A 25,619-nucleotide genomic window follows, 5' to 3' on the forward strand; every position below is an offset into this window, starting at 1 on the left:
GGTATATCGTATTCTATATAAATTAATGCTATTCTATATTTTTAGAGCATCCCATATACTCCACATTGTTTCCATAGAATTTTCTTTTTTAGAATCTGTATTAGTAATAAAAATTCTTCCTGTTTTATTTTCTGTATTGAAAAACATCATAGTATTTGTTCCTGGATCGCCACCTGTATGACCAATGACATTATAAGCTAATTCTTTATCTATAAATAACCCAACATTAAAATTATCTTTTCCGCCTAATGCATCTTGTTCCAATTGAGATTTAAAAAACGTTTTGTAGCTACTGGCATTTAAAATGCTACCTTTTCCAGAATAACCATTAATTAACTCTATTAGAAATTTACTCAAATCTGTACTTGATGTAATAAGACCTCCATCAGGATAAGAGAGAATTTTGTAATACGGCAATTCTTCATCATCATAGTATAATTTTGAATAGCTTTCGCTATCAGCTTCCTCAATAAACCAAGTTGTAGAATTCATATTTAAGGGTTGAAATATGTGTTCTTTTGTAAATTCGTTAAACGGTGTATTCGAAGCATATTCTACTACTAGAGCACATAGTGCTGCTCCAATATTACTGTATTCTCTTAATGCTCCAGGTTTTCTTTTAGGGAAGGTAGAAAGGCTGTAAAATGCTTCATCTTTTTTCAAAACCTTCCTCATATAGTCTGCCAAAGGCATCCAATTTTTAGATGGGTTTTGGTAGTATAACTCATAACGCTTTAGTTGTTCACTGATAGGAATATCGTCTTTATTCACATAACATGTTTGCATGTAAATATCAGTATCAACAATAGAGCTCGTGTGAGTTGCTAATTGCCTAATAGTAATCGATATATCGGGATAATTAGGATTTACAACTTCAAAAGGCAGATATTTATTAATTGGATCATCCAAAGTAACAAAACCCATTTCTTCTGCTTTTAAGAGCGCTGCTGCTATAAACACCTTAGAGATAGACGCTATATTAATTACAGTATTCTCAGTATACTTTTTCTTTTTATGTACATCTGCATACCCAAAACCTCGATTATATAGTATTCCTGTAGAGTCTACAATAGATACTGCGAATCCATTAAAAACAGCTTTATCATACAAACTTTCAATCTCATTAGTAATACTGTCTAGGATTGGATTTGGTTGTGTTGCATTATTATTTTCATTGTGTTTTACATGCTCTTTACAAGAGTTAACAATTAATAGTAATACCAGAAAAACTATTGTAGTACTTATACTTTTTGTCTTTTTCATAGTCTTAATATATTAGGTGTATTATCATATCTAAAACATTAACTACTAGACTAATTAAAACTTTAACTAAATTGATCATAACATTATTCGTTTTTTGATTGATGATTGATGATGTAAAGGTATCTTATAAATACACTAAATAAAGTGAGATTATGATGAATGGTAAAATGATGCCATAAGCGGTAAAAGTCTCTTGATTGTTAGACAAACAGCAACTTTACGACAAAACACTAAGTAAAGATTAATTTATAAAACCTTATCTTTCAATTTACTAACTATAAAAATAAGATTATGAATTCAAAAGTTTTTATGGCCTTTAGAATACTCCTTGGGCTATTTATTTTAGTGTTTGGGTTAAACAAATTTTTAAATTTTATTCCATTTGGAGAAATGTCTGTAGAGGCAGGAGCTTATTTTACCGCACTTACTTCTGCCAAGGTCATGGTATTAGTAGGAATTGTTGAAATTATAGCTGGTTTAGCGCTTATCTTTAACAAATTTGGAGCACTACTTGCGTTAATTTTAATGAGTATTTCGGTTAATGCTGTGTTATTTCATTTAACGCTAGATCCTGCAAATAGTGCTGGTGCTATAGTTTTACTTGTTCTAAATATTATAGCATTAATGGGATATAAAGATAAATATAAAGCCTTATTGAGTTAGGCTAAGGTTTAAATCTACAAGAGGTCGTTTAAAGTTCACTTTTTAAACGACCTTTTTTATTTCTTATCTTTACACTTGTATAAATGTATTTTAACTCATAAAACACATGACTTACAAACGCCCTAAAAATAGTTTTTTAATACATCTACTCATGTTATTTGTGTTTTCATTTATGCTGATTGGTTGTAATGCTAAGAAAGTTGTAACATCCTCTGAGACTATAAATGAATTAGATAAAACTCCTAAAATTATTTTTCTTAACTACTTGATAAAGAAAAATAGTGATGGTAAAAAAACTATAGATTTTATTAATGCCAAAAAAGTTGATGGCACACTCAAAAATCAAAAACGAAAAATAAATAGTTACGGAAATTTTGATGATTTAGTATGCTCTCAATTTGATGCATCATCTACTACCCTTTCTCAGCAATTGATTAAAAATCCATTATCAAAACATTTAGAATACGTAGATGAAACCAAAAACTTTAAAATTGCTAAAATGGAATTAGATAGTGCTGCTTTCACAGTGAGACTACAGTTATATCCAGAAACTAAATATATTGCGATAAATTATAGTAATGATAAACACCCTCTAATCTTAACCAAAGTGAGTGAGTTATGAAACAGCTTATTACTTTTTTAATATATCTTTTTTGTGTTACGTTCATACCTGCTCAAACTTTTGATGTGGAAACTATTAAATATGAAGGTAACGATGATAAGCGTATTAATCTGGTAATACTTGGAGATGGGTATCAAACTAGCGAATTAGATCAATTTATTACAGATGCTACCAGTTTCACAACTGAAATGTTTAGCCAATCTCCCTTTATAGAATACAACGATTATTTTAATGTTTATGCTATTAAAGTCCCATCAAATGAAAGCGGTGCAGATCATCCTGCAACAGCAACCGATGTTACCGAACCTGCAACACCTATAGAAACAGTTGATACCTATTTTAATTCTACTTTTGATGGTTTTGGATTTCATAGGTTGTTATTTTATGGTATTGATTGGCCTAGTTCGAATACAGCACGATCAAAAATTATTTCGGTATTAGCAGATAATTTCCCTGCTTACGATCAAGCTCTAATTTTAGTAAACTCTACAGTGTATGGTGGCAGTGGTGGCGAGTTCCCTATGTCTTCAATGGCATCAAGTGCTAATGAAATAGCAATTCATGAGCTAGGGCATTCACTTTTTAATTTATTGGATGAATATTACCCAGGAGATGGTAGGTTAAGAGAAGATATTAATGCTACCCAAGAAAACAATCCAACTGTAGTAAAGTGGAAAAACTGGTTGAATAGTAATGGTGTAAACATTTACCCTTATGGAACTTCTGGAGAAGCAGCAACTTGGAATAGACCTCATCAGGACTGTAAAATGCGCTATTTAGGTCGAGATTTTTGTGCTGTATGTAAAGAAGGTATGATTTTAAAAATCCATGATTTGGTATCTACAGTTGATAATTTTACTCCTGATAATTCAAGTAGTATAGAGAATCCAACTTTTCCTTTAGATTTTGAATTAACACTTATAAAACCTAATCCTAATACCTTAGAAAGTATTTGGAGTTTAAACGGAAATAATATTGCCAATAATGTAGATGTGGTATCTCTGTTAGAAACAGATTTAATGGAGGGTAACAATACCTTAACCACTATTGTAACCGATGAAAGTCCTATGCTTAGAGTGGACAACAATATAACAGTTCATGTGAATACAGTAACATGGACTATAAATTATTCATCTTTAAGTATTGATGAAATAGAAGGAAAAGCAAATAACTACGCTATTTCTTTATATCCTAACCCTGTAAATTCAGCACTCAATTTTAAATTTGAAAGTAAGACAGATACAACTCTAAAAGTAAATATTACTAGTTTAGATGGTAGACAACTACAATCTTTAACACTTTCAAACTACGATCCAAAAGAAATAGACATTAGTAATTTTAATTCTGGAATTTATATTGCAAATTTTTACTCAAATAACACACTCCTTACCAGTAGAAAAATAATTAAAAACTAGATTTATCTAACTATTATAAATTTAATTAGATAATGTAGGATACTTCTTGAATACTTTCTCTACTATGGCTATAAATTGTTCTTCTCGCTTAATAGGAGTAGCTCTAGGGTTATAACTAGATTCGCTTTTGGCTTGCCAAAATAACTGTTTATTAGAAGCATCTACAAAATCAAAAATTAGTTGTCTAGTCATTTTAGATTGACCTATAGGTAAGCCTATAGAAATGCCACCGCCTACATTACCTCCACCGCCACCAACACCAACGCCTACAGTTTCTTGTTGTACATTACGAAACTCTTCACTTTTTATATCGATTAGAAAATCTGGAGTTTCAGAAATTGTAAATCCGTTAGCCTTTAGTTTGCCATCTATGGCATCCAATAAACGTTTTGTATCTAGTTCGCTTAAACCTGTTTCCATATCTCCAAAATACTGATAGGTTTTGTATTTTGAAAAGTCTACAGCCTTATCATAATCATAATTCACATAAATCGGTGCACATGATATTATGGTAAATACTATCATTACAGCTAAGAGTCGTCTCATAATGCTTATTTTTGATTAAAATTAGTCAAAAATTATTCCATTTTTATACATGACCCCCATTAATCTTTCCATAAAATTATGGTTTTCTTTAATTTTTTCATTTTTTATAAGCTCAGCGTTTATATTTAGTCAGAATAAAAGACCTCAAGAACCTCAATTACCATTAGATTATATTTCTGAAAACATAAGGTTTACAAACACAAAAGCTGACAGTATCACTCTAGCAGGAACCTTAACCATACCAAAACACATAAAAAATCCTCCTGTTGCTATTTTAATAAGTGGTTCTGGCCCACAAAACAGGGATGCTTACCTAAAGCCATTTAACCACAAACCTTTTTTAGTATTATCAGATTACTTAACCAAAAATGGCATAGCTGTTTTAAGGTACGACGACAGAGGTGTTGCTGAATCTGAAGGAAAGTTTAAAAACGCTACTTCTTATGATTTTGCTCTGGATGTTGAAGCTGCTTTTCACTATTTAAGAAGAAGAAAAGATATAGACACAAACAAAATTGGATTGATTGGACATAGTGAAGGCGGGTTAATTGCCCCCATAGTGGCTACAAACAATACAAACATTGCATTTACTGTATTATTGGCTGGTCCTGGTGTAGATGGCGGCAAAATTCTACAAACACAATCTCGAAAAATGTTAGAACTTAATGGTTCCCAAAAAATAATACTGGATGAAAATGAAAAATTAACCTCTATTATTTACAATGCCATTAAACAGCATAAAAATATAGATACCATTAAAACCAAGATTACCGAGGGTTTAAATGCTTTTAAAGCTCAAAATCCTATGTCTATAATATCCCCATCTATTACTCCTATTTTAATGGAACAACAATTTAAAATATTAAATTCTAAATGGTTAGTAGAATTTATACGCATTAATCCCCAAGAATATCTTAAAGGAATAGTATGCCCTGTTTTAGTTTTAAATGGTAGTAAAGATGTGCAAGTTTTACCCGAAGTAAACTTACCAGAAATAGAAAAAGCCTTGACTGATTCTGGTAATACCGATATTACAATTAAGAAATTAGAAGGGCTAAACCATTTATTCCAAACTGCTGAAACTGGACATGTAAACGAATATAAATCTATTGAAGAAACCTTTTCTCCAAAGGCCTTAAAAATAATTACAGATTGGATTAATGAGCGTTTTTAGCAAATACAAACGCGTTAGGGATTGAGGTCGCGCCATGTCGTGATTGAAGCTCCCCCAGAGGGCGACTACTGAAAGCCCGACCTGACCTAAGGAGGGTAACCTGCCGGCAGGCAGACGCCTTAATCATTCAAAATACCCCAAAGCTTATCTTTAAGTTGGGTAATACCTTGTTGCGCTACAGATGAAATAAACAAATATGGAATAGGGAGTTCGCCTTCAAGTTGAGTATTTAGTTCCGATTTTAACTCTTCATCAAGCATATCGCTTTTAGAAATAGCTATTAAGCGTTCTTTATCCAGCATTTCTGGGTTGTAACGACGTAGTTCGTCTAAAAGAATATCGTATTGCTTTTTAATATTATCAGCATCAGCAGGGATTAAAAACAATAGCACTGAATTACGTTCTATGTGTCGTAAAAAGTAATGTCCTAAACCTTTTCCTTCTGCTGCTCCTTCAATAATTCCTGGAATATCTGCCATTACAAAGGTTTTAAAATCTCTGTATTCTACAATACCCAGATTAGGTTTAAGGGTAGTAAACTCGTAATCGGCAATTTTGGGTTTAGCAGAAGTGATTACTGAAAGTAATGTTGATTTTCCAGCATTTGGAAAACCTACAAGTCCTACATCTGCCAAGACCTTTAGTTCCATGGTAATATACTTCTCTTCCATGGGTAAACCAGGTTGTGCATAACGTGGCGTTTGGTTTGTAGACGATTTAAAATGCCAATTTCCTAAGCCTCCTTTTCCGCCTTCAACAATAATTTGTTCTTCGCCATGTTCAGTAATTTCAAAGATTACAGTATTGGTTTCGGTATCTCGCACTACGGTTCCTAGTGGCACATCAACATAAGCATCTTCGCCATCTGCTCCTGTACTTCTACTCTTACTACCATGTTCTCCATGGCCTGCACGAATATGCTTTTTAAATTTTAAGTGATGTAGCGTCCAAAGATTAGAATTCCCTCTAATAACTACATGTCCTCCTCGTCCACCATCGCCTCCATCAGGCCCGCCTTTAGTAATGTATTTCTCGCGGTGTAGGTGTGCAGAACCCTGCCCTCCTTTACCAGAGGCAACGTACATTTTTACGTAATCTACAAAGTTACCTTCTGTCATGGTTTCTTTTATTACCGCAAAAGCGGGAACATATTTAATTAAAAGTAGATGCTTTTATGTGAATTCCCGCTTACACGAGAATAACAAATAAACTAAAGTTTATCTATAACTGTGCTTAAGCGTTCTGTAATCTCCTCGATACTTCCCACACCATCAACGGCTATAAACTTATTTTGAGCGGTGTAATAATCTGCCACGATTGCAGTTTCATCGTAATACACTTTAAGGCGGTTTCTAATAACACCTTCATCAGCATCATCAGCTCTTCCACTTGTTTTTCCTCTTTCTAGTAAACGCTGTACCAAAACCTCATCTTCTACCTCAAGAGCTATCATTGCATTTATTTGAGAGTCTTTAGTATCCATTAATTCATCTAGAGCTTTGGCTTGTGCCGTTGTTCTAGGAAAACCATCAAAAAGAAATCCGCTGGCATCCGCGTTTTTTTCAACTTCAGCATTCAACATATCAATAGTAACTTGATCTGGCACCAAAGCACCTTTATCTATATAAGATTTTGCAAGCGTTCCTAAAGCAGTTTCATTTTTAATATTGTATCTAAAAACATCTCCGGTAGAGATGTGTACTAAGTTATATTTTTCCTTTAAAAAATTAGCTTGCGTGCCTTTACCTGCTCCCGGAGGGCCAAATAATACTAAGTTGGTCATGTGTTGTGTTTCTTTAATTTGGTAAACTTCTGGTAAATCTCTTCCTAAATTATCATAGTCTAAGCCATAGCCCACTATAAATTTATTGGGGATTTCCATTCCTATATAATGTAATTTAAAGTCTTTTTTGTAAGCCTCTGGTTTATAAAACAGGGTGGCAATTTTTAATGTATTTACTTTTTCGTTTTTAAAAATACGATGTACTTCCTCCAACGTTTTTCCTGTATCTATAATATCCTCTAAAATAATTACAGTTCTGCCCGTTAAATCTTGTGTTAATCCAATTAAACGCTGTATATCTTCACTAGATTTCACACCTTCGTAAGACGCCAGTTTTATAAATGTAACTTCGCAAGGCTTGGGGTATTTCTTCACAAAATCGCTTGCAAACATAAAAGAGCCATTCAAGATACCCACAAAAACAGGAATTTCATCTCCAAAATCATTTGCAATTTCTGCCACTAATTTATCTACCGCAGTTTCAATATCTTTTGCAGAAATAAAAGGCTTAAAATATTTATCGTGAAGTTTTATCACTTTTTCCTGTTTGAAAAATGCAAAGATAATTAAATGATTTACGTTTTACGGTGTTTTGATTTACGATTTGGTTATAGAATTTGTTATTTAAGTGTATTTTTGTGCATCTTTAATTTTAATTCTATCAAGAGTTACTAATGAACTATTTCTCTTCAAATTTCAAGCTAGGCATATTAGGTGGTGGGCAACTTGGTAAAATGTTATTATACAACACTAGAAAGTTTGATATTTACACCTCTGTGTTAGATGCTAGTGATAATGCCCCTTCTAAGATTGCTTGTGATGAATTTCATTTGGGCGATTTAATGGATTACGATACGGTATATAACTTTGGTAAAAACGTTGATGTTTTAACTATTGAAATTGAAAACGTTAATGTTGATGCTCTGGAAGCTTTAGAAAAAGAGGGCGTTAAAGTATATCCTGCATCAAAAACCCTGAGAACTATACAAAACAAGGCTACACAAAAATTATTTTATTTGGATAATGATTTGCCTACCTCTCCTTTTACAAGGTTTGTCTATGTATCTGAAATTGAAGATGCGATAAGTAATGGCGGATTAAGTTTGCCTTTTGTATGGAAAGCGGCACAATTTGGATATGATGGTAATGGTGTAAAAGTAGTAAGACAATTATCCGATTTGGAAAACCTACCAAAAGGAGAATGCATCGCCGAAGAATTAGTCCCTTTTAAAAACGAATTGGCTGTTATTGTAGCAAGAAATGCATCAGGAGAAATTAAAACATTTCCTGTAGTTGAAATGGAATTCCACCCTGAAGCTAACCAAGTGGAGTATGTTATTTGCCCTGCTAGAATACCTGATGATGTAGCTAAAAAAGCGAGACAGGTTGCCTTAGACGTTTCAAAAGCATTTAATCATGTAGGGTTGTTAGCTGTAGAAATGTTTCAAACGGAAAATGATACTATTTTAATTAACGAAGTAGCTCCAAGACCTCATAATTCTGGTCATCAAACCATAGAAGCCAGTTATACCTCTCAATTTGAACAACATTTACGCTCTATTTTAGATTTACCTTTAGGAAGAACCGATAGTAAAGTTGGTGGTGTTATGGTAAATTTAGTTGGTTCAGAGGGTCACTCTGGAAATGTAGTGTATGAAAACATTGAAAATATACTTACCATGGACGGTGTTACGCCTCATATTTATGGTAAAAAACAAACACGCCCATTTAGAAAAATGGGACATGTTACCATTGTTAATGAAGATTTAAACGAGGCAAGACGTATTGCAGAAGACGTAAAAAAATCAATAAAAGTAATAAGTGAATAATATGAAAAAAGTGGGTGTAATAATGGGAAGTAAAAGTGATCTTCCTGTCATGCAAGATGCGATTGATATCTTAAAAGGTTTTGATATTGAAGTAGAAGTTGATATAGTATCGGCACATCGTACTCCAGAAAAGCTATTCGATTACGGAAAAAATGCGCACACTAGAGGTCTTGCTGTTGTTATTGCAGGAGCTGGCGGCGCGGCGCATTTACCTGGCATGGTAGCATCTTTATCGCCACTTCCAGTAATAGGAGTTCCTGTAAAAAGCAGTAATTCTATTGATGGTTGGGACTCTGTACTATCTATTTTACAAATGCCAGGAGGAGTACCTGTAGCAACCGTAGCTTTAAATGGTGCTAAAAATGCAGGAATACTAGCTGCTCAAATCATTGGAGCTCATGACACTTGTGTTTTAGATAAAATAATAGCTTACAAAGAAGGCTTAAAGGTTAAGGTTAACCAATCTGCCAAAGACCTAAAATAGAGAAACCCCGATATAAAATCGAGGTTTCATTAGCTATTAACAATAATTCTTACGAGTTAAAAGTTAACTCCTCTGAAAAATCGAGGTAAAAGTATGAATTAATTATAGATAATTTATTATGCATGCATAATAAATTACTGATTTTAACATTTTTTTATTAAATATGATTGAATACGCATCGACGAACGGTTTTAATACGCCATATAACACTGCTCCATTTTCTAAAATTAAAGATGAAGATTATCTTCCTGCTTTTAAAAAAGCCATTGCAGATGCCAAAGCTGAAATAGATAACATTGTAAATAATGAAGCTTTACCAAGTTTTGAGAATACTATTGAAGCTTTAGATTTTTCTGGAGAAAAACTAGATAGAATTTCAAGTATATTTTTTAATTTGAATTCTGCTGAAACCAATGAAAACATTCAAAAAATAGCGCAAGAGGTTTCACCTTTACTCTCAGAGTTTAGTAACGATATTACCTTAAACGAAGATTTATTTAAACGTGTAAAAGCTGTTTACAATTCTAAAAGTGATTTGGACTTAACTACAGAGCAACAAACACTTCTAGACAAAAAATATAAAAGCTTTTCAAGAAACGGCGCTAACCTCTCTAAAGATAAAAAAGAAGAACTACGCGATATTGGTAAGCAACTAAGCAAGCTAAAATTAAAATTTGGAGAAAATATACTAGCCGAAACCAATACTTTTGAAATGCTAATAACTGATGAAGCAGATTTGTCTGGGTTGCCCGATGGCGCCAAAGAAGCTGCAAAACAGTTGGCAGAATCTAAAAATAAAGAAGGCTGGCTATTTACTTTAGACTACCCGAGTTACATCCCCTTTGTTACTTATGCTGATAACAGGGCTTTACGTAAAAAAATAGCATTAGTTGCCGGATCTAAAGGATTTAAAAATAATGATCTTGACAACCAGAGTATTGTTTTAGATATCGTAAAACTAAGACACAAGCGGGCTAATCTGTTAGACTATAAAACACACGCGCATTTTGTACTAGAAGAGCGTATGGCAGAAACACCCGAAAATGTTCAGAAATTTTTAAATGAGTTACTAGAAAAAGCAAAACCCGCTGCTGAGCGCGAATTTGCAAGTCTTGAGAATTTTGCTAAAGATTTAGATGGTATCGATCAACTCCAAAAATGGGATGGGGCTTACTATGCTGAAAAATTAAAACAAAAGTTATTTAGTCTGGATGATGAAAAATTAAAGCCATACTTTAAACTAGAAAACGTTATTAATGGTTCCTTCAAAATAGCTAAAAAGTTATTCGATTTACATTTTGAGGAAATTGACACCATTGATAAATATCACGAAGATGTTTTAACCTATAAAGTAACTGATAGCAAAGGTAATTTTATAGCTATATTTTATGCAGATTATTTTCCAAGACCAGGGAAACGTAATGGTGCGTGGATGACGGTTTATAAACCACAATACATAAAAAACGGAGAAAATAGCAGACCACACATTTCTATAGTTTGTAACTTCACGAAACCAACCAAAACCAAACCTTCATTATTAACATTTAACGAAGTTACTACCTTATTTCATGAGTTTGGACATGCACTACATGGCATGCTGGCAAACACCACCTACCCAAGTTTATCAGGTACCAGTGTGTTTTGGGATTTTGTAGAATTACCAAGTCAAGTTATGGAAAACTGGTGTTATGAAAAAGAGGCTCTTGAATTATTTGCAACACATTATGAAACTGGAGCATTGATTCCGATGGATTTAGTTGAAAAAATTAAAGCGTCAGCAACATTCCATGAAGGCATGCAAACCCTGCGCCAACTAAGCTTTGGATTATTGGATATGAGTTGGCACGGACAAGACCCTACAGGTATCACAAATGTTAAAGCACATGAAAGTGATGCCTTTAAAAATACTAAACTCTATCCTGATGTTGAAGAAAATTGTATGAGTACCGCTTTTGCCCATATCTTTCAAGGAGGTTATTCTTCTGGATATTACAGTTATAAATGGGCAGAAGTTTTAGATGCCGATGCATTTGAATATTTTAAAGAGGAAGGTATTTTTAATAAGGTGGTTGCAGATAAATTTAATGATAATGTACTTTCTAAAGGGGGAACAGAAAACCCAATGACACTTTATAAACGTTTTAGAGGGCAAGAGCCAAAACCAGAGGCTTTATTAAAACGTGCGGGGTTGTTGAAATAATAAATAATTTTCTTACTTTGTTCGTACAATGTATAAAAAAATATTTTTTCTAGCTTTATTATGTTTGCTCTGGCCTAGTTTTTCAATAGCTCAAAACTCAGACTCTCATACAAAAAATAAAATATTTAAAAATAAAAACCTCTACTCAGGTAAAAGAAATATTTATTCATCAAGTAAAAAAGGTAATACACCTGTGTATTCATTTTGTAGTGATAATGGCTTCGTAAATATTGAAATTAATAAGATTAGAGTTGATATTATAAACTCTTATGTTTTAGAGGATGATACTGAGAGTATAATTATTGGAACATCTTCTGGCAAACTTTTAAAAATAAGTAATTTCTCTTTCGGAAAGCCCTCCATTGAAGTTCTATGCGATTTTAATAAAGGGCTAACAGATGTAGCTGTAGATAAACACAAAAACTACTATGGTGTGTTTTTCGATAAAATTTTTAGTATTAGAACTAGTTCCTGTACAACTATGGATTTACCCATAAACATCTTAGATAACGGTAATTTAAACTCTTTATCATTCGACAAGAAAGGAAACTTATATTTTGGCTATGGAAATAACTCCATTGTACAAGCATATAATCCAAATAAAATTCCTAAAAGTTATGTTTGGCATGATTTTCAAGTTGGAAGTGCAGGAGGAGACTTTGTACAAATAAATGATAAAATATATATTTCTTGGATAAATTCTGGATTTAAATTATATGAAGTAACCATAGATGAAAATAATGATTATGTATCTTATACAACACTAGATTTTATACCTGAAGAAACTTATGGTTTAGCTGCAGAACTTGGGATATTATATGGCATAACACCAGGTTACATCTACGAAATAGATTTAAATAACTCTACCACAATTCCTATATTAAACAATATTTTCCCTCATGGCAATTGGTGGGGAGGAGCAGGCTTGCACGAGGCTATTCGTTTCAATGTGAATTTTTATGAAAATATATCTGATGCAGAAAATGAAGATAAAAGTTTACCAGACAACTGGGTAAATACTGAAAAAGGTGGTCAAAAAATTTATTCAAGGATAAACGATCTTGAAAACAACACCTATAAAATTGTAGAAATAATTTTAACTATAAATTCTATCCCAGAAACAAACGCTATAGTTTCCCATAAAACTTGCTCTATTTATAATGATTCTTTCAACCTACTCGAATTTGATACTATTCTGGTTGATAACTTAACGAATTTAACAATTACATACCACAGTTCCCTAGCTAATGCAGAAGAGAATATTAAGAGCCTAGACAAAAGTAATATAAAATATACAGATACAAATAATGGTAACTTGTATGCTAGGGTTAAAAATAACATTACAGAATGTTATAAAACGCATGAATTCAAAATTAATCTAGGTAGAAAACCCATAGTAAATATAGACGATCAGGTAATATGTAACGATAATACTTCTGTTATAATTAATGCCAGTACTGGATATAATTCAGATAGGTATTTATGGTCAACAACACAAACTTCTCCTTCTATAGAAATTAGCGATACAGGAGAATACTGGCTTCAAGTTACCTCAAATACTGATTGCACAAGTACTTCTTACTTTAATGTCTCTAAATCTGAATCGGCCGAAATAACTTCAATAGACATCAAAAATTTTACAGACCCTAATAGCGTTACTGTAAATTTTACTGGAACAAGTGATTATTTATTTCAATTAGATGACAACTTACCTCAATCTTCTAATACGTTTAACCCTATTGGAATTGGACAACACACCATTAATATTATAGACACAAATGGTTGTGAAACTATAACACGAGAAATAACTGTAATTGATTTTCCTAAGTTTTTTTCTCCTAACAATGATGGTTTTTTCGATACATGGCACTTAACTGGTACTGATAAATTTACAGATGTTACCATACAAATCTTTGATAGATATGGTAAATTATTAAAAACACTATCAAAACTTTCTCCAGGTTGGGATGGTACTTTCAATGGAGAGCTAATGCAAGTATCAGATTATTGGTTTATAGCTAACATTGTTGATGAAGACAGTTCATTTAAAGCGATGGGGCACTTTACCTTAAAACAATAAACTTTCAATAATTATTGAAAGTTTAGAAATTATTTGTATCTTTGTAACAGAATTTAAAATTACAGATTGTGGAATATCAAGAAGCCAAAGAAAAATTTATTAGTACCTGGGGAAGTTTAGGATCTATGTGGGGTATCAATAAAGCTATGGCACAAATTCAATCATTGTTATTCATTTCTACAAAACCATTATCCATGGAAGAGATCATGGAGGAACTTAAAATTTCTCGTGGTAACACTAGCATGAATCTCCGCCAATTAATGGATTGGGGTATTGTTTCCAAAGAATTAGTTCCAGGAGAACGAAAAGAATTCTTTACTACTGAAAAAGATGTACAAGAACTAGCGAGGCATATTGCAAAAGAACGTAGCCGTAGAGAAATAAAACCAGTGATAAAAGTTTTAAAAGAAGTTAGCTCCATTAAAGACGATGGTACTGCAAAAACAAAAGAATTAATTAAACAAACAAAGGCTTTACATGATTTAGCTGATACCGCTGATTCCCTATTAAACAAAATAGCAAACCAAGAACAAAACTGGATTACTAAATCATTAATGAAATTATTTAAATAAAAAATTTGAATTAAACTTTCAATATTTTTTGAAAGTTTTAAAAAATGAAAAAATGAAAAATCTCTTTTACCTCAATTTAATCTGCCTGTTTTTAGTGATAGGATTTTATTTTGTATTACCTATATATGGTGCTTTAGCACAAATCCCTTTGGGAATAATACAAATAGTATTCGCTATACTTCTTTATCAAGATTCAAAGGAGCTATCTCCAAAAAACAAAAAACTATTAAACTCCTATTTATTCATTTTACCCACTTGGTTCCTATTTTATTTATTAAACAGTTATTTACTAAATCTCGCTTGGGTCTCACTAACATTTCTATTTATTGTTCCCATGCTGATTGCAGTATATTTTGTCATTCTTACTTACAAATTTCAAAATGAATAAAAACAACATATTACACTATATAATATTTTCAGTGTGGTTAATTAACGGTTTATTCTGTAAAGTTTTAAACCTTACTCCAAGACATCAGGATATAGTTGCAGAAATAACACATTTTGAGTTCTCTAAAGAACTAACTATAACAATTGGTATTCTTGAAATACTAATGTCTCTTTGGATTCTAAGTAAGATTAAGCCAAAGTTAAATGCCATAATGCAAATCATAATTATCGCAGTAATGAATATTCTTGAATATATTCTTGTTCCCCAATTATTACTTTGGGGTAGATTCAACATCATTTTTGCATTATTATTAATTATAGCTATTTACGTTGAAACTTTTCACTTAAACAAATTATCTCAAACCAAATCCTATGCTTTCAAATCTTAAAAATCATCCATTTGCAGTAGAGGCATATTTTGAAAGTTCTCTAGTTTTAACGTTTGCTTTCCCAAAAGATGAGCTAGAGCATTTAATCCCTGAATGCTTAGAACTAGATACATTCAAAAATAAATGGGCTTTTATAGCAGTAGCTATGGTACAGACCAAAGATTTAAGACCTAAAGGTTTTCCCAAATTTATTGGGAACGATTTCTTTTTAATTGGGTATCGTATTTTTGTTCGTTACAAAACCAGTGAAGGAAAACGCCTTAGAGGATTATATATTTTGAAATCTGAAACAGATAAAAAAAGAATGGCTTTTGTGGGTAATATCTTTACACATTACAATTACTCCTCTACTGATATTAATTTTAGTGATGAAGATGTAACTTCAAATAAATCAAAATTCAAAATACGTTTTAACTTAGAAGAACAAGAAGATCCTTTACCTACAAAATCCCCGTTTTCAAATTGGAAAGAAGCAAGACGTTTTGCGGGACCACTGCCTTTTACTTTTACTTACAATAATATCTCAAAAGAGGTTTTAATTATTGAAGGCGTTAGACAAAACTGGAAGCCTTCTCCTATCAAAATAGAAGACTACAATATTAACTTCCTGAACAACCTAAACTTAAAAGGTATTGTTTTGGCAAATGCATTTATTATTAATAAAATTCCATATCACTGGAAAAAAGGAAAAATTGACTTATGGAACTAAAACGAAAACCATTTCAAGGTGTGCTTAATATTTTAAGCTTTAATAGGCATTTCTATGTGATAGGCTTAATCGCTCTGATATTAATTTTTACAAGTAAACTTATAATTAATTGGAATACGATACTATTCTATATTGTTATTACAGCTGTTATATATGGTTTAGTAATGCCATTGATAATATCCGCATTCGTATATGACTTTTCAGGGTACTATGATTTTAAGTGGTTGGAGAAATTAGACATTCCTAGTTCAAAAAACAACCACATTGTAAATATTAATGCTGGATTTGATGAGACAAGTTATATTTTGAAGCATAAGTTACCTAACTCGACCCTTGAGGTTTTCGACTTTTATAATCCTGAAAGGCATACAGAAGCTGCCATAATCAGAGCTAGAAAAGTAAGTTTACTTTATCCAAATACTAAACAAATTGACACCAATAAAATTCCTTTGAAGGATAAATCAGTTGATGTTGTTTTTTTACTATCTGCCGCTCATGAAATACGTTCTAATACAGAAAAGATTCAATTCTTAAAAGAATGTAAACGTATCTGTAAAACCAAAGGAAAAGTAATATTAGTTGAACACCTAAGAGACGTACAAAATTTCTTTGCGTTTTCTGTAGGATTTACGCATTTCTTTTCAAAAAAAACATGGACAAAGGTATTTAAAGAGGCTGGTTTTAATTCATTTACAGAAGATAAGTTTACGCCTTTTATGTCTGTTTTCAAATTCTATTAAAACATTTAGTTATGAACATTCACATACAAATTATCGGAAGTTTATTAGTTACCTTAAGCTTAATTCATCTTGCATTTCCAAAATATTTTAATTGGAAAACAGAATTCCAATCACTTAGTCTATTTAACAAGCAAATGGTTGGTGTTCATACATTTTTTATTGCCTTAATAGTGTTTTTAATGGGATTGCTTTGTTTGTTTTCAACCAAAGAACTAATTACTACATCTCTTGGAAAAACTATATGCCTTGGTTTAGGTGTTTTTTGGGGAATTAGATTATTGTTTCAACTTTTTGTTTACTCGCCTAAACTTTGGAAAGGAAAAAGATTTGAAACTATAATTCATATGCTATTCACTGGCCTTTGGGCATATATAACAATAGTCTTTATGAGTGTTTCATTAAAAATTTAATATTATGACATTTCTAAAAGCTTACTGGAAAAATCTTATTCTAATTAACTATAGCATAGATCCAGAAATATTACTACCCTATATACCAAACGGAACCACCTTAGATTTATACAATGGTAAATGCTACATAAGCCTTGTAGGATTCATGTTTAAAAACACAAAAGTGCTTGGTTTAAAACTTAAAAACCATGTTAATTTTGAAGAAGTAAATCTTCGGTTTTATGTAAAACAAAACAACAAAAGAGGTGTTGTTTTTATAAAAGAAATTGTACCAAAACCTCTTATTACTATTATAGCAAATTCCATTTATAAAGAGCATTACCAAACAATGAAAATGAAACATACTATAAATGAAAATAAAAAATCAAATTTTTATCAATATCAATGGTTAATCGATAATGAATGGCAGTCTATTTCTGTTACAACAGAAAAGATTCCTAAAATTATAATGGAAGACACATTGGATGAATTTATAACTGAACACTATTTTGGTTACACTAAAAATGGTTCTAAAACTCTAGAATATGAAGTTGAACACCCAAAATGGAAGCATTTACAAGTAATAGGTTATGATATTGATGTTGATTTCAAAAAAACATATGGGCAAAGTTTTAAATTTTTAAGCTCAAAAAAGCCCAAATCTGTCATTCTTGCAATAGGTTCTAAAATTACTGTTAGAGGCAAAAAAAAGCTTCAAAATCAAATTCTTAGATAAAATGGAAATTTTACCTTATTTTTGAGATTCAAAAAAAGAGCTACGCTAATGCCTGATCATAAAATTGACCCTAATAAATGGATAGACCTCTATTCTGATTACCTTTTTAATTACACCATTACTCGTGTAAGTGATCGTGAGATTGCTCAAGATTTGGTACAAGAAACATTTTTAGCAGGGCTAAAATCCATGAAAAACTTTAAGGGAGAGGCTAGTGAGCGTACTTGGCTAATTTCAATTTTGAAACGTAAAATAATAGATCATTACCGAAAAATTAATTCTAATAAAGGCAAAGCAGAAGTAAGAATTAATTACAACGATGCTGAAAGTGAAGGAGATTGGTTGGAAGAACGTGTAGCAGATCCTTTCGACAAAACAGCCGAGGATACTTTACAAAATAATGAGTTAGGCGATGCCATACATAATTGCTTAGGTAAATTACCTCAAAAACAAGCAGATGTTTTTAAGATGAAAACCATTTTAAATTACGAAACAGAAGTAATCTGTAATGAACTAGATATTACTGCGTCTAACTTATGGGTTATCATCCACAGAGCAAGAACTGCCATGGCAGATTGCCTTGAAAAAAATTGGTTTTAATTATGAAAAAAGGATTATTATTTATAAGCTGTGACGAGGCAAAACATATTTGTGATAAAGCACAATATGATGAGGCATCCTCATGGGAAAAAGTTAAGCTCAATATAAGATTATCTTGGTGTAGAATTACTAAGGCTTACTATAAGCGCAATACAAAGCTTACTGAAGTTTTAGAATCTGCAAAGACAGATTCTCTTCATCCTGAAGAGCGTAAATCTATGGCATCTAAATTTCAAGAAGAATTATCTAAGCACTAATAATATAAATAGCCACAAAACAGGAATACTTTCTACCCAAAACGAACTGTAATATTTGTTTTGGTTTTTTTGTGCAAATATTAAAAACAAAACAGTTATTAACTGCACTAGAGCTAAAACCAAAACTTTGGTTTTAGATATATCATCCTTAAAAAATTCCAAGATGAAAATAAATAGTGCCATAATAGTCCCAATTATCTTGGTGTACCTTACGCCAATCCTTTGCGGAATGGTAGATAACCTTAGACTATCGAACTTTAAATCGCGAATCTCAAAGGGAAGTATTAACAAAATAACAAAGCAAAAGCGTTGTATACCTGTAACATAAACATCAGTGTTTATTTCATATACGCTATTCAATAAAGGTAAAAAAACAGTAACACCGCTCCAAACAAGAGCAATCACATACACTTTTAAACCACCAATACTTCTCAGGTTATGGTTTTTATCAATAAAAAAACGCTTTGGTAAAAATGGTATCGCGTAAAAAAAAGTGATTAAACCAAAAGCACTGAGATAAATCATTATTTCTAATCGCAAATTAAGGGTGTAGTATACCATTAAAAGAAAACAGAAAAAAGAGAAAATCTGGATAGCTTTTAACCACCCTGCCAAACTTCTATGATGGAATTTAGCGAGTCCAAAATACTTCACAAAATTATACCCCGTAATTGTAGCATAAAACACAAAATAAAGCACATCTATATCGTAGTACAAATTAAACTCCAGAAGTGTTACATACGTTAAAGCATAAACCGCTATAGCCACATGAATACTGCTATTGATGTAGAAATTAAAAAGTTGCTTTAAAACCTTCATATTGTAAAAATAAACAAAGTGTTAATAAATGTAGTGAATGGTTAAAAACTTTCGTTTTCTTTCAATACAAGCTTTCGAATATTCAGTATTTTTGCAAATTAAGTAATAAATCATAGCTAGAAATGAACACAAATGCTTTCGCGCTTCGCCATATTGGACCTCGTGAAGAAGATCAAAAATTAATGTTAGAGGCTTTAGGTTTAGATTCTGTAGACCAATTAATTTCTGAAACTATTCCCCAAGATATTCGTCTAAAAACCCCTTTGAATTTAGACGCCCCTATGACAGAGTATGAGTACCTACTTCATATTCATGAACTCTCTAAAAAAAATAAAGCTAGAAAAACTTATATAGGTTTAGGTTACCACCCAACTGTTATGCCTGCAGTAATACAAAGAAACATTCTTGAGAACCCAGGTTGGTACACTGCTTACACTCCGTATCAAGCTGAAATTGCACAAGGAAGACTAGAAGCTCTCTTAAATTTCCAAACTATGGTAACTGACTTAACAGGTATGGAAATAGCGAATGCCTCTCTTCTAGATGAAAGTACCGCTGCAGCCGAAGCTATGAGTTTATTATTTGCGGTTAGAAGTAGAGCGCAAAAAAAAGCTGGTATCACTAATTTTTTTGTATCTAAAAACATCTTACCCCAGACATTATCTTTATTACAAACCCGTGCCACACCTATAGGTATAAAATTGGTAATAGGTAAAGAGGAAGATTTTGATTTTTCTTCTGACTTTTTTGGAGCTATTTTACAATACCCTGGGAAAGACGGCCTGATAACCGATATAAAATCGTTTATAGAAAAAGCAAATGCAGCGGAAATTAAAGTTGCCGTTGCTGCCGACATTTTAAGTCTTATAAAGCTTGAAGCTCCTGGTAAATTTGGAGCCGATGTAGTTGTTGGCACTACACAACGCTTTGGCATCCCCATGGGATATGGTGGCCCACATGCAGCTTACTTTGCCACTAAAGAAGCTTATAAAAGAGATATTCCCGGCCGTATTATTGGAGTTACCAAAGACACAAACGGTAATCGGGCATTACGCATGGCACTTCAAACTCGCGAACAGCATATTAAACGCGACAAAGCCACATCCAACATTTGTACAGCACAAGTGTTGCTGGCCGTTATGGCTAGCATGTATGCTGTGTTCCATGGACCAAAAGGCCTTAAATTTATAGCCAACAAAGTACATAATAAAGCGTCTAAACTTGCTGAAGTATTAGAAGCATTGGGCTATAAGCAAGTGAATTCATCATTTTTTGATACATTACAAATCAAAACCAAATCGAAAAAAATAAAACAAGTAGCTTCTGAGAAAAAAGTAAATCTTTGGTATCCAGATAAAAACACGGTAACTGTTTCCATAAATGAAACTACTTCAATAAGAGATATTAATTATTTGATTTCAATTTTTGCAGAAGCAGCAGGAAAAGAAACTATTGAAATTTCAGAAGTATCTCCAGCCAATAACATTGAATCTTCGGTAGTTAGAACGTCAGATTTTTTGACCTTAGATGTATTTAATAAATACCATTCTGAAACAGAGTTAATGCGTTATATCAAATCTTTAGAACGTAAAGATTTAGCATTAAACCACTCCATGATTTCATTAGGCTCATGCACTATGAAACTTAATGCAGCCTCTGAAATGTTACCATTGAGTATTTTTAAATGGGCCAATATACATCCTTTTGTGCCCAAAAAGCAAGCTAAAGGATATTTAGAGGTTTTAAAAGAGCTGGAAGACCAGCTTACAGAAATTACTGGTTTTGCTGCTACATCTCTACAACCAAACTCTGGAGCTCAAGGAGAATTTGCTGGACTTATGGTAATTAAAGCTTACCACGAGTCTCGTAATGATCATCATAGAAATATATGTTTAATTCCATCTTCAGCTCATGGAACAAACCCCGCCAGTGCTGTTATGGCAGGTATGAAGGTAGTTGTAACCAAATCTACTGAAGAAGGTAATATTGATGTTGACGATTTGCGTGAAAAAGCAGAATTACATAAAGACAACCTAGCTGCATTAATGGTAACCTATCCTTCTACGCATGGCGTTTACGAATCCGCTATAAAGGAGGTTACTAAAATTGTACACGACAATGGCGGACAAGTATATATGGATGGTGCCAACATGAATGCCCAAGTAGGATTAACTAATCCTGGAAATATTGGTGCAGATGTTTGCCACCTAAATCTGCACAAAACCTTTGCTATTCCTCATGGTGGCGGTGGTCCAGGTGTTGGGCCAATATGCGTTGCTAAACAATTAGTGCCATTTTTACCAGGAAATCCTATAATTAAAACTGGAGGAAAAGATGCTATTACAGCAATTTCGGCAGCACCTTATGGTTCTGCTTTGGCTTGCTTAATATCATACGGCTACATAAAAATGCTTGGAGCAGAAGGTTTAACTGAATCTACAAAAGTTGCCATTTTAAACGCAAACTATATTAAACATAGGTTAGATGGGTATTATGACACTTTATATTCAGGAGAAAAAGGAAGAGCAGCTCACGAAATGATTATTGACTGTCGTCCATTTAAAGCTCAAGGTATTGAAGTAACTGATATTGCAAAACGATTAATGGATTATGGTTTCCATGCACCAACAGTATCATTCCCTGTTGCAGGCACCATGATGATAGAACCTACCGAAAGTGAAAGCAAAGAAGAAATGGATCGCTTTTGTGATGCTATGATATCTATTAAAGAAGAAATAGATGTAGTTTCAAAAGATGAACCAAATAATGTACTTAAAAATGCACCACATACTTTAGAGATGATTACCTCTGATGAATGGTACTTACCTTATTCTAGAGAAAAAGCTGCATTTCCATTAGATTTTATAAGATCTAATAAGTTTTGGCCTTCTGTAAGACGAGTAGATGATGCCTATGGCGATAGAAATTTAATATGCACTTGTGCTCCTATTGAAGATTATGTTGAAGCATAAAATAGCTTTTGAACATCGTAATTTATTTTAAAAAATTATTACACCTTAGATAAAACAAATTATATTGCTTTTGGTTAATTAATCAAAAGCAATTTTTCTGTTTATGAATATTAAAATTACTGGTACAGGAAGCTATATTCCATCAACTGTAGAGAAGAACGAGAACTTTCATAATCATGAATTTTTAAATACTGATGGCTCAGTAATTGCTTCTCCAAATGAGGTTATTGTCGAAAAATTCAAGTCCATAACAGGTATTTCTGAACGTCGTTATGCTAAGAATCATCTAAACTCTTCAGATTTAGGTTTTTTTGCTGCCGAAAAAGCCATTGAAGATGCCAATATCGATCCTGAAACTATAGACTACATCATAGTAGCTCATAATTTTGGAGATGTTAAATATGGTACAATACAAGGCGACTTTTTACCATCTTTAGCCGCTAGAATTAAACACAGCTTACGTATTAAAAATCCAAAATGTATCGCTTACGATTTATTGTTTGGTTGTCCTGGCTGGGTTGAAGGTGTTATTCAAGCTCAAGCCTTTATAAAATCTGGCATGGCTAAACGTTGTTTGGTAATAGGTACAGAAACCCTTTCTAGAGTTGTTGATAAGCATGACAGAGATGCTATGATTTTCTCAGATGGTGCAGGAGCTACAATAGTTGAAGCTACTGAAGAAGAAGGTGGTATTTTAGCACACGAATCTGCTAGTTTCACTTATGATGAAGCCTATTTCCTATTCTTTGGAAATTCCAACAATCCAGAACTTGATAAAGATACACGTTACATTAAAATGGATGGTCGTAAAATTTACGAATTTGCACTGGTAAACGTCCCAAAAGCCATGAAAGATTGTTTGGACAAAAGTGGTGTAGACATCAAAGATGTAAAGAAAATTTTTATACATCAAGCCAATGAAAAAATGGATGAAGCCATTTTAAAACGATTCTACAGACTCTATAAAACAGATATTCCAGAGCATGTAATGCCCATGAGTATCCAAAAATTAGGAAATAGCTCTGTAGCTACCGTACCTACCTTGTTTGATCTTGTAAAAAACAATCAGCTCCCTCCTCACGAATTACACAAAGGAGACGCTGTAATTTTTGCTAGTGTTGGTGCTGGTATGCATATTAATGCTGTGGTTTATAAACATTAAAAACAGCTCTCTACTTAATAATTATATGCAATTAATCTACAAGATTATTTATAATTCAACAATAAACAAATTATTGAGGCGAATTAATTATACTATACGTAATTATATCCCCAATAAAATAAAGCTACCACCTTCAGGCATTTTAAAACTAAAAACAGACTCAGGATACATTAAGATAGCAACAAATCAAACAAGCTATCTTACACAGTTACTATACTGGAATGGTTATAAAAATTTTGAATATTCAGAGATATTCGAAAAACTCTCCAAGGATATAAATGTTTTTCTTGATATTGGCTCTAATATTGGCTATTACTCATTACTAGCAGCAACATCTAATCCCAATATAAAAGCCTATGCGTTTGAGCCTGCCTTAGGACCAAAGCACTATTTAAAGCAGAATATCTCTAAGAATAAGCTTCAAGCACAAATAAAAAATATAGATGTTGCCATAAGTAACACTTCTGGGAACATAGATTTTTATGAAGTAGAAAATGTAAAATATAAATATTTAAAATACAACCTAGCAGGAGAAGGAAATGCTGGTACAAAAACAACCTCGAGAAACTTTATTAAAAATACCGTTAAAGCTATTACATTAAAAGATTTCGTTAAAAATGAAGGTATTAAAAACATAGACCTTATAAAGATAGATACCGAGGGTACAGAGATAGATATTTTAAACTCTGGGAGTGCTATAATCAAACAACATGAACCTATTGTGATCTGCGAAACGTTGTTTAATACAATCGAGAACGAATTAGATACTTTTTTTAAAGAACTGGACTACCTATTTTATAACCACACAAAACAAGGATTGGTAAAGGTTGATACATTGAAAAGAATTGAAGATGACGGCATTAGAAATTGCTTTTTTGTACCAAAATCGAAAATTGATTTAGTTTCTGAATTTATCTCTAAAAACTAGTTAAAAGTTCTGTAGAATTCATTAATAAGTTTAATTTTAGCCTTATTATGAATTTTTACATCGTCATACCAGCCCATAACGAATCAGATTCTATCGGCCTAACTTTGTATTCGCTTTCACAACAAACATTAAAACCAAAGCACATTGTTGTTGTCAACGATAATTCTACAGACAAAACAGAATCTGTAGTTGATGGCTATGCACAAAAGCATGATTTTATATCTTTAGTTAACATTACATCTTCAGATAGACATCTACCTGGTGCTAAAATTATTAATGCTTTTTACAAAGGTTATGAAACCTTAGATGATAATTATGATATTATATGTAAGTTTGATGCAGATCTCATTTTTCCTGAAAATTACCTAGAGCAACTCGCCTATCATTTTAAAGCAGAAGAAAAACTAGGTATGGCTTCTGGGTTTTGCTATATAGAAAAAAATGGAAATTGGGTATTAGAAAATCTAACTAGAAAAGATCACATTCGCGGTGCGCTAAAGGCATATAGAAAAGACTGCTTTTTACAAATTGGAAAACTAAAACCATCCATGGGTTGGGATACCGTAGATGAACTACTAGCCCAGTATTATGACTGGACAATTAAAACGGACGACACATTGCATGTAAAACACTTAAAGCCTACAGGTATCAGTTACAACAAAGCTTCAAAGCACCTTCAAGGCGAAGCTATGTACAAAATGCGTTATGGTCTTTTAATTTCATTGATTTCAGCTATAAAACTTAGCTTTAAAAAAGGAAAAATCAGTTTGTTCAAAAATTATATGGGTGGTTATTTTGAAGCTAAAAAAAATAATCTTGAGTTTTTAGTATCAGAAGATGAAGGTAAATTTATTAGAAATTTACGATGGAAAGGTATGATTGGTAAATTGAAAGCCTAAA

General features: G+C 32.4%; 25 protein-coding genes. 20 read left to right on the plus strand and 5 right to left on the minus strand.

Annotated elements, in window-relative coordinates; genetic code table 11:
• Positions 1-33: 33 nt before the first annotated feature.
• Positions 34-1,263, minus strand: a complete 1,230-nt coding sequence (locus tag EYD46_RS17135; protein ID WP_130938403.1) for a serine hydrolase domain-containing protein — start codon at positions 1,261-1,263, stop codon at positions 34-36.
• 291 nt (positions 1,264-1,554) lie between these two features.
• Here EYD46_RS17135 and EYD46_RS17140 point away from each other — a divergent pair, with 291 nt between their 5' ends.
• The 3 genes from EYD46_RS17140 (at position 1,555) to EYD46_RS17150 (ending at position 3,963) form a co-directional block, all read left to right on the plus strand.
• Entirely contained in the window at positions 1,555-1,926 is a 372-nt protein-coding gene (locus EYD46_RS17140) for a DoxX family membrane protein (RefSeq protein ID WP_130938404.1), read from the plus strand.
• 106 nt (positions 1,927-2,032) lie between these two features.
• The gene (locus tag EYD46_RS17145; protein ID WP_130938405.1) at positions 2,033-2,548 is read left to right on the plus strand and encodes a hypothetical protein; all 516 of its coding nucleotides are present in this window, start codon (positions 2,033-2,035) and stop codon (positions 2,546-2,548) included.
• Positions 2,545-3,963, plus strand: coding sequence for a T9SS type A sorting domain-containing protein (locus tag EYD46_RS17150; RefSeq protein ID WP_130938406.1), 1,419 nt, complete (start codon positions 2,545-2,547; stop codon positions 3,961-3,963). Before EYD46_RS17145 ends, EYD46_RS17150 begins: the two co-directional genes overlap by 4 nt.
• A 21-nt stretch (positions 3,964-3,984) precedes the next feature.
• On the opposite strand, the gene EYD46_RS17155 is transcribed toward EYD46_RS17150, so the two are convergent.
• On the minus strand, positions 3,985-4,509 hold the full coding sequence (locus tag EYD46_RS17155) for a DUF4136 domain-containing protein (protein ID WP_130938407.1): 525 nt from the start codon (positions 4,507-4,509) through the stop codon (positions 3,985-3,987).
• Between the two features lie 49 nt (positions 4,510-4,558).
• Between EYD46_RS17155 and EYD46_RS17160 the strand changes: the two genes are divergently transcribed.
• A complete protein-coding gene (locus EYD46_RS17160; RefSeq protein ID WP_130938408.1) occupies positions 4,559-5,683 on the plus strand; it encodes an alpha/beta hydrolase family protein in 1,125 nt (374 codons plus the stop codon).
• Between the two features lie 119 nt (positions 5,684-5,802).
• Here EYD46_RS17160 and obgE read toward each other — a convergent pair whose 3' ends face one another.
• Positions 5,803-6,801, minus strand: coding sequence for a GTPase ObgE (gene obgE, locus EYD46_RS17165; RefSeq protein WP_130938409.1), 999 nt, complete (start codon positions 6,799-6,801; stop codon positions 5,803-5,805).
• A gap of 92 nt (positions 6,802-6,893) precedes the next feature.
• A complete protein-coding gene (locus EYD46_RS17170) occupies positions 6,894-8,003 on the minus strand; it encodes an adenylate kinase (protein WP_130938410.1) in 1,110 nt (369 codons plus the stop codon).
• Positions 8,004-8,140: 137 nt separating this feature from the next.
• Between EYD46_RS17170 and EYD46_RS17175 the strand changes: the two genes are divergently transcribed.
• The 12 genes from EYD46_RS17175 to EYD46_RS17230 all read left to right on the plus strand — a co-directional run bounded on the left by EYD46_RS17175 (position 8,141) and on the right by EYD46_RS17230 (position 18,838).
• Entirely contained in the window at positions 8,141-9,295 is a 1,155-nt protein-coding gene (locus tag EYD46_RS17175; protein ID WP_130938411.1) for a 5-(carboxyamino)imidazole ribonucleotide synthase, read from the plus strand.
• A gap of 1 nt (position 9,296) precedes the next feature.
• Positions 9,297-9,779 (plus strand): 5-(carboxyamino)imidazole ribonucleotide mutase, encoded by a 483-nt coding sequence (purE, locus tag EYD46_RS17180; RefSeq protein ID WP_130938412.1) that lies wholly within the window; start codon positions 9,297-9,299, stop codon positions 9,777-9,779.
• Between the two features lie 163 nt (positions 9,780-9,942).
• Positions 9,943-11,979, plus strand: coding sequence for a M3 family metallopeptidase (locus EYD46_RS17185; protein WP_130938413.1), 2,037 nt, complete (start codon positions 9,943-9,945; stop codon positions 11,977-11,979).
• Between the two features lie 28 nt (positions 11,980-12,007).
• Entirely contained in the window at positions 12,008-14,059 is a 2,052-nt protein-coding gene (locus EYD46_RS17190; protein ID WP_130938414.1) for a T9SS type B sorting domain-containing protein, read from the plus strand.
• A gap of 68 nt (positions 14,060-14,127) precedes the next feature.
• The gene (locus tag EYD46_RS17195) at positions 14,128-14,631 is read left to right on the plus strand and encodes a GbsR/MarR family transcriptional regulator (RefSeq protein ID WP_130938415.1); all 504 of its coding nucleotides are present in this window, start codon (positions 14,128-14,130) and stop codon (positions 14,629-14,631) included.
• Between the two features lie 380 nt (positions 14,632-15,011).
• Positions 15,012-15,407 (plus strand): DoxX-like family protein, encoded by a 396-nt coding sequence (locus EYD46_RS17200; protein ID WP_130938416.1) that lies wholly within the window; start codon positions 15,012-15,014, stop codon positions 15,405-15,407.
• Positions 15,391-16,116: a DUF2071 domain-containing protein gene (locus EYD46_RS17205; RefSeq protein WP_130938417.1), complete on the plus strand. Its 726-nt coding sequence runs from the start codon at positions 15,391-15,393 to the stop codon at positions 16,114-16,116. The genes EYD46_RS17200 and EYD46_RS17205 overlap by 17 nt, the downstream gene beginning before the upstream one ends.
• Positions 16,107-16,856 (plus strand): class I SAM-dependent methyltransferase, encoded by a 750-nt coding sequence (locus tag EYD46_RS17210; RefSeq protein WP_130938418.1) that lies wholly within the window; start codon positions 16,107-16,109, stop codon positions 16,854-16,856. The genes EYD46_RS17205 and EYD46_RS17210 overlap by 10 nt, the downstream gene beginning before the upstream one ends.
• 11 nt (positions 16,857-16,867) lie before the next feature.
• Positions 16,868-17,266, plus strand: a complete 399-nt coding sequence (locus EYD46_RS17215) for a hypothetical protein (protein WP_130938419.1) — start codon at positions 16,868-16,870, stop codon at positions 17,264-17,266.
• Positions 17,267-17,270: 4 nt separating this feature from the next.
• Complete coding sequence (locus EYD46_RS17220) at positions 17,271-17,981, plus strand: YqjF family protein (protein ID WP_130938420.1); 711 nt, start codon at positions 17,271-17,273, stop codon at positions 17,979-17,981.
• A 48-nt stretch (positions 17,982-18,029) separates the two neighbouring features.
• Positions 18,030-18,581, plus strand: coding sequence for a sigma-70 family RNA polymerase sigma factor (locus EYD46_RS17225; RefSeq protein ID WP_130938421.1), 552 nt, complete (start codon positions 18,030-18,032; stop codon positions 18,579-18,581).
• A gap of 2 nt (positions 18,582-18,583) precedes the next feature.
• Positions 18,584-18,838: a hypothetical protein gene (locus EYD46_RS17230; protein WP_130938422.1), complete on the plus strand. Its 255-nt coding sequence runs from the start codon at positions 18,584-18,586 to the stop codon at positions 18,836-18,838.
• On the opposite strand, the gene EYD46_RS17235 is transcribed toward EYD46_RS17230, so the two are convergent.
• Positions 18,824-19,657 (minus strand): UbiA prenyltransferase family protein, encoded by an 834-nt coding sequence (locus EYD46_RS17235; protein ID WP_130938423.1) that lies wholly within the window; start codon positions 19,655-19,657, stop codon positions 18,824-18,826. The genes EYD46_RS17230 and EYD46_RS17235 overlap by 15 nt on opposite strands.
• Before the next feature lie 122 nt (positions 19,658-19,779).
• On the opposite strand from EYD46_RS17235, the gene gcvP reads away from it, so the two are divergent.
• The 4 genes from gcvP to EYD46_RS17255 all read left to right on the plus strand — a co-directional run bounded on the left by gcvP (position 19,780) and on the right by EYD46_RS17255 (position 25,618).
• Positions 19,780-22,629 (plus strand): aminomethyl-transferring glycine dehydrogenase, encoded by a 2,850-nt coding sequence (gene gcvP / locus EYD46_RS17240; RefSeq protein ID WP_130938424.1) that lies wholly within the window; start codon positions 19,780-19,782, stop codon positions 22,627-22,629.
• Between the two features lie 103 nt (positions 22,630-22,732).
• Positions 22,733-23,791 carry a 3-oxoacyl-ACP synthase III family protein gene (locus EYD46_RS17245; protein ID WP_130938425.1) on the plus strand — a complete coding sequence of 353 codons (1,059 nt, stop codon included), beginning with the start codon at positions 22,733-22,735 and terminating at the stop codon, positions 23,789-23,791.
• A 25-nt stretch (positions 23,792-23,816) separates the two neighbouring features.
• Complete coding sequence (locus EYD46_RS17250) at positions 23,817-24,719, plus strand: FkbM family methyltransferase (RefSeq protein ID WP_165454410.1); 903 nt, start codon at positions 23,817-23,819, stop codon at positions 24,717-24,719.
• A gap of 47 nt (positions 24,720-24,766) precedes the next feature.
• A complete protein-coding gene (locus tag EYD46_RS17255; RefSeq protein ID WP_130938427.1) occupies positions 24,767-25,618 on the plus strand; it encodes a glycosyltransferase in 852 nt (283 codons plus the stop codon).
• The last annotated feature ends 1 nt before the right edge of the window (position 25,619 follow it).

This window comes from Hyunsoonleella pacifica (assembly GCF_004310335.1).
In the GTDB taxonomy this organism is placed as follows: Bacteria; Bacteroidota; Bacteroidia; order Flavobacteriales; family Flavobacteriaceae; genus Jejuia; species Jejuia pacifica.